Source organism: Streptomyces sp. NPDC090108, assembly GCF_044747185.1.
In the GTDB taxonomy this organism is placed as follows: domain Bacteria; phylum Actinomycetota; class Actinomycetes; order Streptomycetales; family Streptomycetaceae; genus Streptomyces.
Genome location: NZ_JBIVDQ010000008.1, coordinates 260,852 through 275,323, shown reverse-complemented (window position 1 = coordinate 275,323; position 14,472 = coordinate 260,852). Strand labels below are relative to the sequence as shown.

Annotated in this window: 13 protein-coding genes and 1 pseudogene; 7 read left to right on the top strand and 7 right to left on the bottom strand. The window is 73.7% G+C overall.

Annotated features, from left to right (window positions below):
• Positions 1 to 53 precede the first annotated feature (53 nt).
• From ACIPRD_RS27600 to ACIPRD_RS27585, 4 genes are all read right to left on the bottom strand, one after another.
• The gene (locus tag ACIPRD_RS27600) at positions 54 to 1,427 is read right to left on the bottom strand and encodes a DNA cytosine methyltransferase (protein WP_401566867.1); all 1,374 of its coding nucleotides are present in this window, start codon (positions 1,425 to 1,427) and stop codon (positions 54 to 56) included.
• 327 nt (positions 1,428 to 1,754) lie between these two features.
• Positions 1,755 to 2,210 carry a very short patch repair endonuclease gene (locus tag ACIPRD_RS27595; protein ID WP_401566864.1) on the bottom strand — a complete coding sequence of 152 codons (456 nt, stop codon included), beginning with the start codon at positions 2,208 to 2,210 and terminating at the stop codon, positions 1,755 to 1,757.
• 163 nt (positions 2,211 to 2,373) lie between these two features.
• Complete coding sequence (locus ACIPRD_RS27590; protein ID WP_401566861.1) at positions 2,374 to 3,390, bottom strand: SEC-C domain-containing protein; 1,017 nt, start codon at positions 3,388 to 3,390, stop codon at positions 2,374 to 2,376.
• Positions 3,391 to 3,663: 273 nt separating this feature from the next.
• Entirely contained in the window at positions 3,664 to 5,139 is a 1,476-nt protein-coding gene (locus tag ACIPRD_RS27585) for an MFS transporter (RefSeq protein ID WP_401566859.1), read from the bottom strand.
• Positions 5,140 to 5,207: 68 nt separating this feature from the next.
• Between ACIPRD_RS27585 and ACIPRD_RS27580 the strand changes: the two genes are divergently transcribed.
• From ACIPRD_RS27580 to ACIPRD_RS27565, 4 genes are all read left to right on the top strand, one after another.
• Positions 5,208 to 5,735 (top strand): helix-turn-helix domain-containing protein, encoded by a 528-nt coding sequence (locus ACIPRD_RS27580; protein WP_356396809.1) that lies wholly within the window; start codon positions 5,208 to 5,210, stop codon positions 5,733 to 5,735.
• A 302-nt stretch (positions 5,736 to 6,037) separates the two neighbouring features.
• A complete protein-coding gene (locus ACIPRD_RS27575; protein WP_356399018.1) occupies positions 6,038 to 6,328 on the top strand; it encodes a DUF6412 domain-containing protein in 291 nt (96 codons plus the stop codon).
• 151 nt (positions 6,329 to 6,479) lie between these two features.
• Positions 6,480 to 7,208, top strand: a complete 729-nt coding sequence (gene yidC / locus ACIPRD_RS27570; RefSeq protein ID WP_356396812.1) for a membrane protein insertase YidC — start codon at positions 6,480 to 6,482, stop codon at positions 7,206 to 7,208.
• A 163-nt stretch (positions 7,209 to 7,371) separates the two neighbouring features.
• Positions 7,372 to 8,373, top strand: coding sequence for a fumarylacetoacetate hydrolase family protein (locus ACIPRD_RS27565; protein ID WP_401566856.1), 1,002 nt, complete (start codon positions 7,372 to 7,374; stop codon positions 8,371 to 8,373).
• A 197-nt stretch (positions 8,374 to 8,570) separates the two neighbouring features.
• On the opposite strand, the gene ACIPRD_RS27560 is transcribed toward ACIPRD_RS27565, so the two are convergent.
• From ACIPRD_RS27560 to ACIPRD_RS27550, 3 genes are all read right to left on the bottom strand, one after another.
• Entirely contained in the window at positions 8,571 to 9,464 is an 894-nt protein-coding gene (locus tag ACIPRD_RS27560) for an LLM class F420-dependent oxidoreductase (RefSeq protein ID WP_401566853.1), read from the bottom strand.
• A gap of 100 nt (positions 9,465 to 9,564) precedes the next feature.
• Positions 9,565 to 10,065, bottom strand: coding sequence for a heme-degrading domain-containing protein (locus tag ACIPRD_RS27555; RefSeq protein ID WP_356396821.1), 501 nt, complete (start codon positions 10,063 to 10,065; stop codon positions 9,565 to 9,567).
• Positions 10,065 to 11,132, bottom strand: a complete 1,068-nt coding sequence (locus tag ACIPRD_RS27550) for a Gfo/Idh/MocA family oxidoreductase (RefSeq protein WP_356396824.1) — start codon at positions 11,130 to 11,132, stop codon at positions 10,065 to 10,067. The genes ACIPRD_RS27555 and ACIPRD_RS27550 overlap by 1 nt, the downstream gene beginning before the upstream one ends.
• An 83-nt stretch (positions 11,133 to 11,215) precedes the next feature.
• Between ACIPRD_RS27550 and ACIPRD_RS27545 the strand changes: the two are divergent.
• The 3 genes and pseudogenes from ACIPRD_RS27545 to ACIPRD_RS27535 form a co-directional block, all read left to right on the top strand.
• Positions 11,216 to 11,377 (top strand): annotated as a pseudogene (locus ACIPRD_RS27545) (ROK family transcriptional regulator); the annotation flags it as partial.
• A 288-nt stretch (positions 11,378 to 11,665) separates the two neighbouring features.
• Positions 11,666 to 12,754, top strand: coding sequence for an ROK family protein (locus ACIPRD_RS27540; protein WP_401567052.1), 1,089 nt, complete (start codon positions 11,666 to 11,668; stop codon positions 12,752 to 12,754).
• Positions 12,755 to 13,436: 682 nt separating this feature from the next.
• A partial coding sequence (locus ACIPRD_RS27535; RefSeq protein WP_401566849.1) for a hypothetical protein occupies positions 13,437 to 14,472 on the top strand: 1,036 nt, incomplete at its 3' end.

The window sequence follows — 14,472 nt, the reverse complement described above, 5'->3', positions numbered from 1 at the left end:
GTATTCACTGACAGGCGGTCCGAGAGCCGTCTTGCGACGGTGCCGCCCTTGAATCAGCTGATCCTGGCGCGGTGCTGCGCGAACCGGTCGTGCCGCTGGTGGTCCTCCTGGCCGGTGAACGCCTTGAACTCCCCAACGCGGTAAGCGGCCGCCCCGTTCGACCGGGTTTCAGTCATCAGCTCGAAGTCGTGGCTGAGGTGATTCAGATGGCGCTCGACGGCTGGCGGGTCCATCTGAGTCCCCTGCTTGGCCAGCCTGTCGATGATCTGCTCGACCGTCAGCGCCCGGAGCTCACCGCGAAGCAGCTTGTACACGGGGTCCAGAACCGCATCCGTCGTTTCCACGAGGAGTCGCGGCTCACCTACCTGCAGAATCGCATCGCGGATGGACTCCCCCAGCGCCTTCGCGACAGGCGGGGGGAAGGCGTTACCGATCTGGCGGTATACGGCGGTCTTGCGGCCGGGGAACTCCCAGTGAAACTCCTTGATCTCCTCGGAACCATCGGTCGCCACCGGCTGGATATCGTCCCAGCCCTGGATGCGGGCCACCATGGCAGTGGTGAGCTTGGGACCAGGCACACCGTCCGCGGGCTGCCACCCCTTCTCCGGCGGGGTGTTCCTCACGCCCATCGCGTCCACCCCGAGCTCAGCCCACGCACGCTTGGCGCGGGTCGGGCCGAGGTCGGCGCCGCCATGCTTCTTCGAGCCCCCGACGATCGTGGGAGCGATCGCGTTGGCCCTCTCGACCCACTTCTCGACCTGATCCTGCTCCCACCCGTTGCTGCCCATGAGGTCTTCGAGGAGCTCTCCCACCGTCGGGGCCGGCTCGGCGTGCGGTTCTGGCCACCTGAAGTACTGGGCGTACTCAGGCCGGAGGGCGACGAGTACGAAGCGGGGGCGGAGCTGGGATACGCCGAACTCGTTGGCCTGCAGGAGTTTCCACTCGCCGATGTAGCCGTATTCCCGCAGCTTATCGAGGACGTGCTGGCGATAGGCGGCAAATCGGTTGGCGCTCAGCCCCTTCACGTTCTCAAGAAGCAGAGCCTTCGGCTGGATCTTCCCGCAGAGCTCTACCGCCCAGGCGAACAGGTCACGCTCGTCGTTGGCGCCCAGCTGCTTTCCGGCGATGCTGAAGGGCGGGCACGGGACACCACCCGCCAGAAGATCGATGGCCTTGTCCGTGTACTGCGCTGGATCCCAGACTGCGGTGTCAGCTACGTCCCCGACCCGCACGGTGTCCTTCACCTCGTCCTCGCTGTAGCCGAGGAACTTCACCAGGTTGTGCTTGAGCGTCGTGGCGGCGTTGTGGTCGAGCTCCACGGCGAGATCATGGCGGAAGCCGGCCCGCTCCAGCCCGAGTGTCTGGCCTCCGGCGCCGGCGCAGATTTCGACAACCTTGAGCGGCTTTGTGCCCTCCGGCGCTGACATTCCGATCTCCTTCCAGACGCGCAGGCTGAGCCAGCGCGGGGGCCGCGGGGTTCGGCCGCATGTTCACAGCGTGCATCCGGCTGCCTTGTGGCAGCACAGTAGCCGTCGGTCTTCGGCGGTGGCAGCTGATCGGGACAGCTAGCCGGATGGGGCTACGAAGTCTAACGGCGCCCCACTGGGTTGCCCGAATCTCTGTCGTTTCAAGTGCCTGGCCTCATCGTGCCTCGGACCGGAAGGCAATCCCGTCAGCGACAGAATGCGAGCACCGGCGAGCAGAGGGTGACAGTCGGTCTGTGCCGCCCGTTTTCCGGGCTCTGCCTGGACGTGTCACGGGGGAGAGTTACGTCGTTCGATGACCAGACGGATAATCGCGGCCGCGGTTTCCTCGACGGGTGTGTGCTCCCAGAACCTCAGGGCCAGCCATCCTGCCGCCTCCAGCTGCCTATTAGTGTCGCGATCGCGGTCGATATTGCGCGCGACTTTCTCCGACCAGTACCCCGGATTGGTCTTCGGGGACACGTAGTGAACTGGGCAGCCGTGCCAGTAGCACCCGTCTATGAATACGGCGACTTTCGCCGGCCGGAAGACCATGTCCGCGGTCCGGCGAAGGCCGGGCAGTGGTCGTGCCGCCACTCGGTAACGCAGGCCTTGAGCGTGCACAAGCCGCCGGACGAGGCGTTCTGGTTTGGTGTCCCGGCTCCGGATGGCCTGCATGTTGCGGCGTCTCGCTGCGGAGGACGCCCAGGACCCCTCGGGTGGGGTCCAGGGCTGCGGATCGTTCACTGCTGACTCCTGCGGAGCGTGGCGGGCACTGGATCCAGCTGTCCTGCCGACTGCAACCCACGCTACGCGTCTGCGGAAGGGTGTGATGCCCAGGCGCTCGGCAGGTTCGCCGGGGCGGGTCCGGTGCCGGCTGCCGTGGGCGGCACCGGGCGTCCGGAACGGATCACCGGCTAGCTCCGTGGCACTCCCCGTACCGAGGCCCCGTGCCGCACCAGCACGTCTCCCCCCGCTCCGGCGGCCACCCCTCCGCGCGGCCGCGGGCCGCCAGGGTGGTGGCGTACTGCGGGAGCAGGGTCGTGTCCGAGGGGGAGGAGCTCTCCGAGGCCGCGAACGCCTCGTACGACGGGACCGTGCCGGTGACGATGCCCAGGTTGGGGGTGCCGGAGGCGGAGAGTTCGCGGAGGGAGGACTCTATGGTCGCGAGGTGTTCCTCGTGGGAGGGGTACTCCGTGGTGAGGTCCGGGTAGGCCGCGAGGAGTTCCGTCAGTTCGCCCGCCGGCCAGTGCAGCACCGCCACCGGGAAGGGGCGGGACAACTGCTCGCGGTAGGCGCCGAGTTCGGCGCGCAGGCGGGAGATCTCCGCCTCCAGCTCCGCCGGGTTGTCCGAGCCGAGGGACCAGACGCGCTTGGGGTCGTGGAGTTCGTCCAGGGAGACCGGCGCGTGGTGCAGGGTGTCCGCCAGGGTGTCCCAGTCGTCGTGCTCCAGACCCAGCATGCGGCGGACCCGGTGGCGGCCGTAGAGCACGGGATGCGTCGCGTGCGGCGGCTCCGCGCCGTCCGTCAGCAGCAGGCGGGCCGCCTCCGTGTACGTCTCCGCCGCCGCCTCCAGCTCGTCGTGGGCCTCCAGGGACTCCGCGACGATCACCCAGGGGGCCGGGTCGCGCGGGGCGGACAGGCGGATGCCGTCGATGATCGCCCGGGCCTCGGCCTCGTGGTCGTACTCCCAGAGGTTGGAGGCCTTCAGGGCCCGTACCAGGTGGGGGTCGTCGAGCGCGGCGGCGTCGGAGAGCAGGCGGTCGTAGAGCGCGGTGGCGGCGGGGCGGTCGCCGGAGAGTTCCAGATGGGCCGCGGCCCGCAGCAGCAGGGCCTCGGTGTCCTCGGGGTACAGGCCGGCGGTCCGCTCCAGGCGTGCCGCTTCGGCGGTGTGGTCGACGTTCTCGGCAGGCGTGTCGGGGCGCATGGGTGACACCGTACTGCCGAGGGGTGACACAGGAGGAGTGTGCGCTGCCTCTCCCGGCCCCGGGGCTCGTTCGTGCCCCTTCGTTCGTTGTCTGTTCGCCCTCACCGGGTAGGGGCGACGGCTCTTCCGTGGTGCCGGGGCAGGCGCAGGGGCGGGCAGGGGCAGGGGTCGGCGCGTGTGCACCCGGCGACGGCGCCCGTGCGGTCCCGGTCTCCCGGGCCGCCCCTGCGGTCCCGATCTCCGGGGCCGCCCGCGCGGTCCCCCGACGCCCCCTCAGGCCTCCTCCCGCAGGACCGTCACGCACACCGCCCCCATCACGGCCAGGCCCGCCGACACCGCCATCGCCACGTTCGCGCCGCGTGCCAGGTCGCCGCCCGAGGAGGTGACCAGGGCGATGGTCAGGGCCACGCCGGCGCAGGAGCCGATGTAGCGGAAGGTCTGCTGGGCGCCGGAGCCCATCGCGGCGCGGGCGGGCGGGACCGACTCCACGGACAGGAGCGGGAGCGCGGCGTTCAGCAGGCCGCTGCCCACGCCGCCGATCAGCAGGCCGGGCAGCAGCCGTACCCAGGAGCCCGAGGCCGTCGCGCCGAGCATCGTCAGGGCGCCCGCCGCGTGCAGGAGGAAGCCCATGGCCAGCTGGCGGCCCGGGGTGATCCGCCCCGCCAGCCGCTTGGCCTGGAGGGCCACCGTGAAGGACAGGCCGGACCAGAGCAGGAGCAGCCAGGCCGTGTTCATCGGGGACAGGCGCAGGGTCTGCTGGAGGAGGGCGGGCAGGTAGCTGAAGAGGCCGATGACCGTGAGGCCGGTGAACAGCCCGCCGGCCGAGGAGGCCAGGAAGCGGGGGCGGCGCAGGAGGGACAGGTCGATCATGGGGGTCCGGGTGCGCCGCTCCACCAGGGTGAACAGGGCACCCAGCGCGACCGCCGCCACCAGCAGCAGCGCCACCGGGGTGCGCAGCCAGCCGTCCCGCCCCAGGGTCAGCGCCGCCACCAGGGCCACCAGCGCCGCGCCGAAGGTCAGGGCGCCGGGGATGTCGGGGCGACCGCCCCGGGGCGCCTTCGACTCCGTCAGCGGGCGGACGCCGAGGGCCGCCACCAGCAGGGCCGCGGCGCCGAGGGTGCCGTAGGCGATCCGCCAGGACGGCAGCGCGCCGGCGATCAGCGGCCCGGCCGCTATCCCGCCGCTCACGAACGCGCCCCACACGCCTGTCGCGTGCAGCCGGCCGCGCGGGCTCGGGAAGGCCGCCACCAGCAGGCCGAGGCTGCTCGCCAGGATCGCCGCGCTCGCCGCGCCCTGGGCGATGCGCGCGAGGGTGAACAGCCAGGTCGAGCCGGCCAGGCCGCCCAGGGCCGTGGTCAGGCCGAGGGCGAGCGTGCCGGCGAGGAAGACGCGGCGGCGGCCGTAGTCGTCGGCCAGGCTGCCGGCCACCAGCAGCAGGGCGGCCAGCCCCAGCGGGGTGCCGTTCAGCAGCCAGGCCTGCGCGGAGAGCGGGGTGTGCAGGGCCGCGGCCGTGTCCGGGAGCGTGACCATCGGGGCCGTGTACGTCATCAGGGCCACGGCGGTCGCCGCGCTGGTCAGGGCCAGGGTGGCGCGGGCGTGCGGGGAACCCGCGGGCGAGGGGCGCGGTGCGGGTGCCGGGGAGGCCCCGGGCGGTGCGGGCCGCGGGGGCGCACCGGCGTCGGGCGCCTCCGGCTCCGCCGCCGCTGCCGACACTGCCGCCTTGAGGGTTCTTTCATTGAACCTAGCCATGCCTCGCAGCGTACACGAGTAGGTTCGTTCATTGAACCCTGCTGTCGGGAATGGTTACAGTGGACCGCATGGCACTGGGCAAGGACTACGCGACGCAGGAATGCTCGATCGCCCGCGCGCTCGAGGTCGTCGGTGAGCGGTGGACGCTGCTCGTCGTCCGCGACGCGCTCTACGGCGTACGGCGCTACAACGACTTCCTCGTCCACCTCGGCATCCCCCGGGCCGTTCTCTCCGCCCGCCTCAAGGCGCTCACCGAGGAGGGCATCCTGGAGAAGCGGCGGTACCAGGAGTCGCCGCCGCGCGACGAGTACGTCGTCACCGAGCGCGGCATCGCCCTGTGGCCGACGCTGCGGGCGCTGTCGCGGTGGGGGCGCGAGAACTTCCGGGCGGCCCAGCTGCGGTACTTCCGGCACGCCGACTGCGGCACCGAACTCGGTTCCTACGGCGAATGTCCCGCGTGCGGAACCATCGTGCCCGTCACGGACGTTGTCATGGTGCCGGGTCCGGGACTCGATCCCGAACCGGCGGATCCGGTCAGCCGGGCACTGCTCAGGCCGAAGCGGCTCCTGGAGCCGCTGGAGATCGATCCGGCGTAGGGCAGAGGCGTCCGGGGGACCGGGCGCCGGTGCGGGGGACGGGAAGAGGGGCAGTGAGCCGGGTCGGGCAGGCCGGAGCGGCGCAGGCGAGGGGAGGGGAGCAGGTGATGGTGCAGGTGCGCAGTGGTGCCGCCGTCATGCGCCCCGCCGCGGCTGCCTTCGCCGCCTTCGCCGTCGTACGTCCCGAGCGGCTCGTGCGTCCTGAGCGGTTCGGGCGTCCTGAGCGGCCCGTACGGGCCGTGCCGTCCGTGCGGACCGTGCCGTCGACGCGCCCCGGCACCGCCCCCGTCACCGTCGTCGGGCTGCTGCTCCTGGCCCAACTGCTCCTGCTGCAGGCAGCCCTTCTCGGTACAGGCGGCGGGAGCCTGTCCGCCGCCGTCGCGCTGGCCGCGACCGCCGTGGCCGGTTCCGCGCTCGCCGTCCGCTCGCTCGTCGCCGCCCGCTGCGCGCCCGCCGTCCCGCCCACCGCCGTACGCACGGCGATACGCGACCGGGACCGGCGTACGGCCTTCCTGCCCCAACGCGACCCCGACGCGCGGGGCCGCCGCCGGCCCCGGGCACCCGGACACGCCCCCGCGACGTTCCGCGCGTAGGGCACCCCGCACTCTTTCCGCTGAACCGGAGCCGCCCCGGCCCACCGGTCCCACCGGTTCCACCCGCCTGCCCCCGCGCGGTCGTCATGCCGCCCGGCACACCACCCCGGTGTCACCCGGTACGACGCACCCCTGCACGGAGGTCTCCGCCATGTCCGTTGTCGCCCGCCTGGTCGAGCAGCTCGCCGACCTGCTCCAGCCGCTGTTCCACGCCTCGGCGGCAGCCGCCGCCATCGTCCTGTTCACCGCACTCGTACGACTCCTCGTGCACCCCCTGTCCCGGGCCGCCGCGCGGGGGCAGCGGGCCCGCGCCGCGCTCCAGCCGAGGATCGCCGCACTGCGCGTACGGCACGCCAAGAATCCCGAGCGGCTGCAGAAGGCGGTGCTGGAACTGCACCGGGAGGAGAAGGTGTCGCCGTTCTCCGGAATCCTGCCCAGCCTGCTCCAACTGCCCGCGTTCTTCGTCCTCTACCACCTCTTCTCCCGCCCCGCGGCCGACGGCGGCCACGGCGGACTGCTGACGCACCGGCTGTTCGCCGCCCCGCTCGGCGGCCACTTCTCCGACGCGCTCGACACCGGCGGGGTGTTCGGGGCGGCCGGCGTCGTCTACCTCGGCCTCTTCGCTCTCGTCGCGGCCGTGGCCGCCTTCAACTACCGGCGCACCAGGCGGACGATGGCCGACAGCGCGATGGCCGTCCCGGCCGGGGGCGCGGCCGCGGGCGGGGACGCCGTGCCGGGGCTGGCCGCGGTCGGCAAGGTCATGCCGTTCATGTCCTTCTTCACGCTCGTCACCGTGGCGGTGGTGCCGCTCGCGGCCGCTCTCTACGTCGTCACCAGCACGCTCTGGAGCACGGTGGAACGGGCCGTGCTGTACCGCTGAGCCGCCGGCCCCCGCCGCCCGCTCCTGCCGCCGGGCCGTCCCCGGTCCAGTACGTGAACGGGGTCTTGTGGAGCGGACGGCCGGACCAGAGGATCGACCGGTCCCCGGTGACCGCACGGCACGGGGGCGCCGGTGCGTGCGAGCGAGAAGGACGGGACGAACGATGAAGCTGCTGCGAGTCGGTACGGCCGGAGCGGAGCGGCCCGCGCTGCTCGACGCCGGGGGCGTCCTGCGCGATCTGTCGGCCCTCGTGGACGACATCGACGGCGCGCTCCTCGCCGACGACGCCGCGCTCGCGCGGATCAGGGCGGCGGAGGCGGCCGGTGAGCTGCCCGTACTGCCCGTGCTGCTCGCTCCACCGGCGGCAGGCGCGGCGGGCGCGACGGACACGGCGTCCGCCCGGGCCGCCTCAGATGCCGGGGGCACCCCGCAGGCCCCGGACACCCCGGGCGCCCTGGATGCCCCGGACGCCCCGCACGCCCCGTACGCACCAGGCCCGCGCATCGGGCCCCCGCTCGCCCGGATCGGCAAGATCGTGTGCATCGGGCTCAACTACCACGACCACGCCCGCGAGACCGGCGCCGAACCGCCCGCCGAGCCGGTCGTGTTCCTCAAGGCGCCGGACACGGTCGTCGGGCCGAACGACACCGTGCTCGTGCCGCGCGGTTCGGTGAAGACCGACTGGGAGGTGGAGCTCGCCGTGGTCATCGGGCGGACGGCGCGCTACCTGGAGTCGGCCGAGCAGGCCCTCGCCCATGTCGCCGGGTACACGGTGGCGCACGACGTGTCCGAGCGGGAGTTCCAGGCCGAGCGGGGCGGCACCTGGGACAAGGGGAAGAACTGCGAGACGTTCAGCCCGCTCGGGCCCTGGCTGGTGACGGCCGACGAGGTGCCGGACCCGCAGCGGCTCTCGCTCAGGCTGTGGGTGAACGGCGAGCTGAAGCAGGACGGTTCGACGGCCGGGCAGATCTTTCCCGTGGGCGAGGTCGTGCGGTACGTCAGCCGGTTCATGACCCTCTACCCCGGCGACGTCATCAACACCGGGACCCCCGCCGGGGTCGCGCTGGGCCACCCCGAACCGAAGCCGTACCTGCGCGCCGGGGACGTCGTCGAACTGGAGGTGGAGGGACTGGGGCGCCAGCGCCAGGAGTTCGCGGACGCGTAGCGCTCCGCTCGCGGCGTTCGCGGGAGAGCGCCCCGGCCGATCCCGCGCCCCCGGCCCCAGCCCCCCGGCCAGCCCCGGGCTGTGACCGGCACCGGGACCAAGGCCGGGACCAAGGCCGGGACCAAGGCCGGCACCAGGACCGGCACCAGGACCAGGACCGGCGGCGGGTTCCCCGCGCGGTTCGCGGCAGGGGCCGTTCAGCCCAGCAGGTCCGCCAGCCTCCGCCATGCCTCCCGGGGAAGATCCTCCGGGGCGTTGTCGTCCACCACCTGGAGGGCCACGTGGTCGGCGCCCGCGTCGAGGAAGGCGTCGACGTGGCCGCGGACGCGGTCGTCGTCGCCCCAGGCGTAGAGCGCGTCGATCAGGCGGTCGCTGCCCCCGTCGCGCAGATCCTCCTCGGTGAAGCCGAGGCGCTTGAAGTTGTTGGTGTAGTTGGGGAGCGTGAGGTAGAAGGCGAGGTGCTCGCGGGCCAGGGCGCGGGCGCGGGACGGGTCGCTCTCCAGGACGACCCCCAGCTCGGGGGCGAGCAGCGGCTCCGCGCCCAGCAGTTCGCGGGAGTGGGCGGTGTGTTCCGGCGTGGTCAGGTAGGGGATCGCGCCTAGGGAACGGTCCCGGGACAGCATCAGCGCCTTCGGGCCGAGGGCCGCGAGGACACGGCGGTCCGCCGGGACACCGGCCCCGTCCAGCTCGTACAGGTAGGCGACGAGCGCCGACAGGGGGCGCCGGTACTGCTCGGCCAGCTTGGCGTGGCTCATGCCGAGCCCGAGCAGGAAGCGGCCGGGGTGCGCGGCGTCCACGTCGGAGTAACCGCCCGCACTGGCGGCGGCGTTGTGCTGCCAGATGCTCGTGATGCTGGTCGCGACGATCAGACGGGACGTCGATTCCAGGAGCGGGAGGGCGTTGAGGGGCGCGCTGCTGCCGCCGAGCCAGGCGGTGCCGTAGCCCAGTTCCTCCAGTTCCGCGGCGGCCTGCGCGATCTCGCCGCGCCGGGCCGGGTCGTCCGAGCGGAGCCCGATGCTCCAGACGCCGTACCGGCCGATCGCCTCCTTGCTGATGCCCGTGCCGCTCGTGCTGTCCGCCGACTCGCTCATCGGGGCCCTTCCCTCCGGTGGGGTACGTGCTGTGCCGACCTGATCGTCGGACACGCCCGCTCCCGCCGGAGGGAGCCGCGCGGTGGAGCCGCCGGGCGGGCTACAGGCCCAGGAACCGCTCCAGCGCCTCGACGACCATGCGGTGGTCCTCCAGCTGGGGCAGACCGGAGACGGTCACCGAGCCGACCACGCCCGCGTTCTCGACGTGGATCGGGAACGAGCCGCCGTGGGCCGCGTAGGTGTCGGCGTCCAGCCGCGAGGAGTCCTCGAACGTCGTGCCCTTGGCGCGGAACCGGGCGCCGACCAGGTAGGAAGCGGCGTTGTAGCGCTCCACCACCCGGCGCTTGCGGGCGATCCAGGCGTCGTTGTCCGGGGTCGAGCCGGGCAGCGCCGCGTGGAAGAGCTGCTGGCCCGCGCGGTGGATGTCGATGGCGATCGGCGCCTGGCGCTCCCGGCCCATCTCGACCAGGAGCGAGCCGAGGGCCCACGCGTCCTCGTACGTGAAACCGGGGAAGACCAGACGGCGTTCCTGCGCCTCCAGCTCCTCCACGCTCGGGGTGATCTCGGGGGCGAACTTCGGGGTGATCTGCGGGTGATGCATCAGAGGGTCACCGTCACCTTGTCGCGGGCGGACCGGGCGGCCGCCTCCAGCACGTCGAGGGCGTCGGCCGCCTCCAGGGCGGTGACCGGGTTGGCGCCGCCGCCGGTGATGGCGGCCGCCACGGCCGCGTAGTACGCGGGGTAGTCGCCGGCCACGGTCTTCACCGGACGGCCCCCGTCGGTCAGCGGGGACTCGCCGGCGCCGATCCGGCCCCACAGGGTCTCCGGCTCCGCACCCCAGGAGGGGCCGGGGCGCAGGCCCTCGCGCAGCGCCGCCTCCTGCGGGTCCAGGCCGTGCTTCACATAGCCGGCCTCCGAGCCGAGCACGCGGAAGCGCGGGCCGAGCTGGGCGGTGGTGGCGGAGACGTACAGGTGGGAGCGGACGCCGCTCGCGTGGGTCAGCGCGATGAAGGTGTCGTCGTCGGTCTCCGCGCCGGCGCGGCGGGCGACGGTCTCGGCGTACACCTCGGTGACCGGGCCGAAGAGGACCAGGGCCTGGTCGACGACGTGGCTGCCGAGGTCGTACAGCAGACCGCCGATCTCCGCCGGGTCGCCGGACTCGCGCCAGCCGCCCTTGAGCTGCGGGCGCCAGCGCTCGAAGCGGGACTCGAAGCGCCAGACGTCGCCGAGCGCGCCCTCCTCGATCAGCTCGCGCAGGGTCAGGAAGTCGTTGTCCCAGCGGCGGTTCTGGAAGACCGACAGCAGCAGGCCGCGCTCCTCGGCGAGGGCGGCCAGCTCGCGTGCCTCGGCGGCGGTGCCGGAGATCGGCTTGTCCACCACGACCGGCAGACCCGCCTTCAGGGCGGTGGTGGCGAGCGGGACGTGCGTCTTGTTCGGGGACGCGATGACGATCAGGTCCAGCTCGTCGGCGCGGGCGAACAGCTCCTCGGGGGTGCCGGCGATGCGGACGTCCGGGAACTCGGCGCGGGCCTGCTCCTGCCGCTCCGGGTTCGCGGTGACGATCGTGTCCAGGGCGAGGCCCTCGGTGGCCGCGATCAGCGGGGCGTGGAAGACGGAGCCGGCGAGGCCGTAGCCGATGAGGCCGACGCGAAGGGGGGTACCAGTCATGCCTCCTACTTTCGCAACGCTGTTGCCAAAGTGCAAGCGGCGGGGACAATGGGTCGTGTGAACAGGACGAACGGCGGCATCGCGTGAACAGGACCGGGAACCGGACGACGAGCGGTCCCGCGGGGGCCAACCTGCTCGCGCTGCGGTCCCACAACACCGCGCTCGTGCTCGATCTGCTGCGCGGCGCGGGGGCGGAGGGGATCAGCCGGCTGGAGCTGGCCGAGCGGACCGGGCTGACCCCGCAGGCCGTCAGCAAGATCACCGCGCGGCTGCGGGAGGCGGGCCTCGCGGCCGAGGCCGGGCGCCGGGCGTCCACCGGCGGCAAGCCGCGCACGGTGCTGCGTCTCGTGCCGGAGGCCGGGCACGCGGTGGGGGTGCACCTGGACCGGGACGAGCTGCGGCTGGTGCTGGTCGACCTCGACGGCACGGTGGTGGGGGAACGGCGGGTGGCGGTCGGGCTCGGTTTCGCGGCGGGGTCCGGGGCCGGGGCCGACGCGGGGGCGCGGTCGGGGGACGGCACGTCTGGACACCGCGTGGCGTCCGGTGCCGGTGCCGGTGCCCTTGCTGGTGCTGGTGCTGGTGCTGAGGCCGAGGTCGGGGTCGAGGGCCCGGCCTGGTCGGGGGCCGGGGTCGACGCTGAGGCCGGGCGCAGGGGTGTGTCGTCCCTTGCGGGCGACGGCGAGGTTTCCGGTGCGGCCGGGGAATCGGCGCGGGGGCGGGCCGAGGACGTGGTGGCGGCGGTCGCACGGGAGATCGCGGGCCTGGTGGCCGAGGTCCTCGGTGACGACGGCGACGACGGCGACGACGGTGGCGATGGCGACGGCCGTGGCGATGGCGGCGGCGCGGGCGAAGAGGGGGGCGCGGACGGGTCGGGGTACGCCCCCGGAACGGGCGACGCGGGCCACGGTGGCGCGGGCGGTGTCGGGGGCGGCGGTGTCCACGGGCTCGCCGGTGTCGGAACGCTGCTCGGGGTCGGGGTCGCGCTGCCCGGCCCGCTCGACCACGTCGGCGGGGTGCTGCACCGGGTCACCGGCTTCCCGGAATGGGAGGGATTCCCGCTGCGCGACGCGCTCGCCGAGCGGCTCGGGGTGCCCGTGGTGGTCGACAAGGACACGAACGCGGCGGCGCTCGGGCTGTCCGTGGGCGGGGAGGGCGGCTCGTTCGCCTACCTGCACCTCGGTACGGGACTCGGGGCCGGCCTCGTGATCGGCGGGAGCGTGCACCGCGGGACGCGCACCGGGGCGGGGGAGTTCGGGCACCAGGTGCTCCAACTGGACGGGGTGCCGTGCGGATGCGGGGACCGGGGGTGCATGGAGGCGTTGTGCCTCGCGGCCGTGGAGCGGGGCGACGTGGCGGAGGCGGCCCGGGTGCTGGGGGTGGGCGCCGGGAATCTGGCCGGCCTGCTGGACATCGACCTCGTCCTGCTCGGCGGCCGGACCGTGGCCGGGGCGCCGGAGGCGTACGTGAGCGGTGTCGCCGGGGTTCTCGCCGCGCGGGCCCGGCGGGAGGGGGCGCCTGGCGGCACGGTTCCCGTACGGGTGGCCCCGGGCGGGGAACGGGGGGTGGCCGAGGGGGCCGCCCAGCTGTTGCTGGCGCCGATGTTCGGGCGGGCGGACGGGTGAGGGGTGCCCTCGGGGCTGCGGGCGTCTACCGGACGGGGGTGGCGGGGGCCTCTCGCGCTGTTCCCCGCGCCCCCTGAGGCGACAGACCTTCAGGGTCCTCCTGATCCCGGGCTCTGCTGAGGGTGCGCGGGGGTGCTGGGCGTGCTGCTTCCGTGCCCCCAGATGGCAGACCTTCAGGGCCTCCTGGTCCCGGGCTCTGCTGAGGGTGTGCGGGGGTGCTGGGCGTGCTGCTTCCGTGCCCCCAGATGACAGACCTTCAGAGCCTCTTGGTCCCGGGCTCTGCTGAGGGTGTGCGGGGGTGCTGGGCGTGCTGCTTCCGCGCCCCCAGATGACAGACCTTCAGAGCCTCCTGATCCCGGGCCCTGCTGAGGGTGCGCCGGGGCGCTCGGCGCACCGTTTCCCGCGCCCCCGAGACGCGTGCCCCACGCCCCTGAAGTGACGTGTCCTCATGCCCTCTGGCCCCTGCCACTCAAGCCATCTGCCCCCTCCCCCCCCAGGCCCTCTGGCTCCGGGCCTCGTCAGGGGCGCGCCGGGGCGCAGGGCCCGCTGGTCCTCGCGCCCCTGATCAACCGTGCCGCCCACCCCCGGGAGTCACGCGCCTGCGCTGATCGAGCGGACTTGGGGTGCGTGGACGGAGCGGCTGCCCGGGGAAACCGCACGGGACCGGCATGGTCATGTGTTCATGCGATTGTGTACGTCCCTGTCCCTCTGCCTCACCACAGGCGCCCTCCTGGGCGTCACCGCGCCGGTCGCCGCCCCCGCCGACGCGACCCCGTCCTGCGCGCCCCCCGGCGACCGCGCCTTCCCGCTGGCCACCCGCATCCACGGCGGCCCCTCGTCCTACGCGGCCGGCGGCGAGTACGCCAACTGGTACATCGACCTCACCAACACCACCACCCGGCCCTGCACCGGCGTCCACCCGGTCGTCGTCATCGCCGACGACGCGCACACCCTGAAACCGGCCCAGCCCCGCCTGGACTTCTTCGACCGCGCCAAGGCCCTGCCCGTGCGCTTCGAGAGCACCGACGAACAGGAACTGGTCGGCGTGTTCGACGCGCAGGGGTTCGCCGGGTTCACCGTGGCGCCCGGGAAGACCGTCACCGTCAAGGTCCGGTTCTCCCTCGCCTCCGGCACCGCTCCCGAGAAGGCCACCATCAACGCGGCCGTCGTCCAGCGCCGGGGCGAGGACGGCGAGTGGGTCGGCGAGTCCAACGACTACCGGTTCGCCATCGCTGCCGACGGCGACCAGGAGGACGGGGGAGACCAGGAGGCCGGCGCCTCGGAGAAGGCCGACGCCCCGGATCCGCCGGGCACGGATCAGGGCGACAGCGCCCGGAACGACACCGTCCCGGACGGCGCGGCCCAGAGCGGCCGTACGCCTGCCGACCAGGACCCGGCCGGCCAGGACCCGACCGGAGAGGACCCGGCCGGCCGGGAGTCCGGCGGTGCCACCCGGACGGGACAGCCCCGCGCCGACGACGGGCGGACGGACCACCCCCAGGGCGGCCGCACCCAGGGCGGCCGTACCCAGGACGACTCCGGTACGGCGGCCACGGCGTCACCCGGCGCTTCCGCCGCCGCCCCCCGCCCCAGCGGCTCCCCCTCCGCCACGCCCTCCGCCGCGCCCTCCGCCACGGGCACCGCCCCGGCCCCCGCGCTCCCGCTCGCGCAGGAGGCGCAGGAGGCAGGGCAGCGCGCCCGGGAACTCGCCCGTACCG

Bases quoted from the DNA above. Each gene is read 5' to 3' on its own strand.
- ACIPRD_RS27600 (WP_401566867.1), bottom strand. From the start codon at position 1,427: ATGTCAGCGCCGGAGGGCACAAAGCCGCTCAAGGTTGTCGAAATCTGC.
- ACIPRD_RS27590 (WP_401566861.1), bottom strand. From the start codon at position 3,390: ATGCGCCCCGACACGCCTGCCGAGAACGTCGACCACACCGCCGAAGCG.
- ACIPRD_RS27585 (WP_401566859.1), bottom strand. From the start codon at position 5,139: ATGGCTAGGTTCAATGAAAGAACCCTCAAGGCGGCAGTGTCGGCAGCG.
- ACIPRD_RS27580 (WP_356396809.1), top strand. From the start codon at position 5,208: ATGGCACTGGGCAAGGACTACGCGACGCAGGAATGCTCGATCGCCCGC.
- yidC (WP_356396812.1), top strand. From the start codon at position 6,480: ATGTCCGTTGTCGCCCGCCTGGTCGAGCAGCTCGCCGACCTGCTCCAG.
- ACIPRD_RS27565 (WP_401566856.1), top strand. From the start codon at position 7,372: ATGAAGCTGCTGCGAGTCGGTACGGCCGGAGCGGAGCGGCCCGCGCTG.
- ACIPRD_RS27560 (WP_401566853.1), bottom strand. From the start codon at position 9,464: ATGAGCGAGTCGGCGGACAGCACGAGCGGCACGGGCATCAGCAAGGAG.
- ACIPRD_RS27555 (WP_356396821.1), bottom strand. From the start codon at position 10,065: ATGCATCACCCGCAGATCACCCCGAAGTTCGCCCCCGAGATCACCCCG.
- ACIPRD_RS27550 (WP_356396824.1), bottom strand. From the start codon at position 11,132: ATGACTGGTACCCCCCTTCGCGTCGGCCTCATCGGCTACGGCCTCGCC.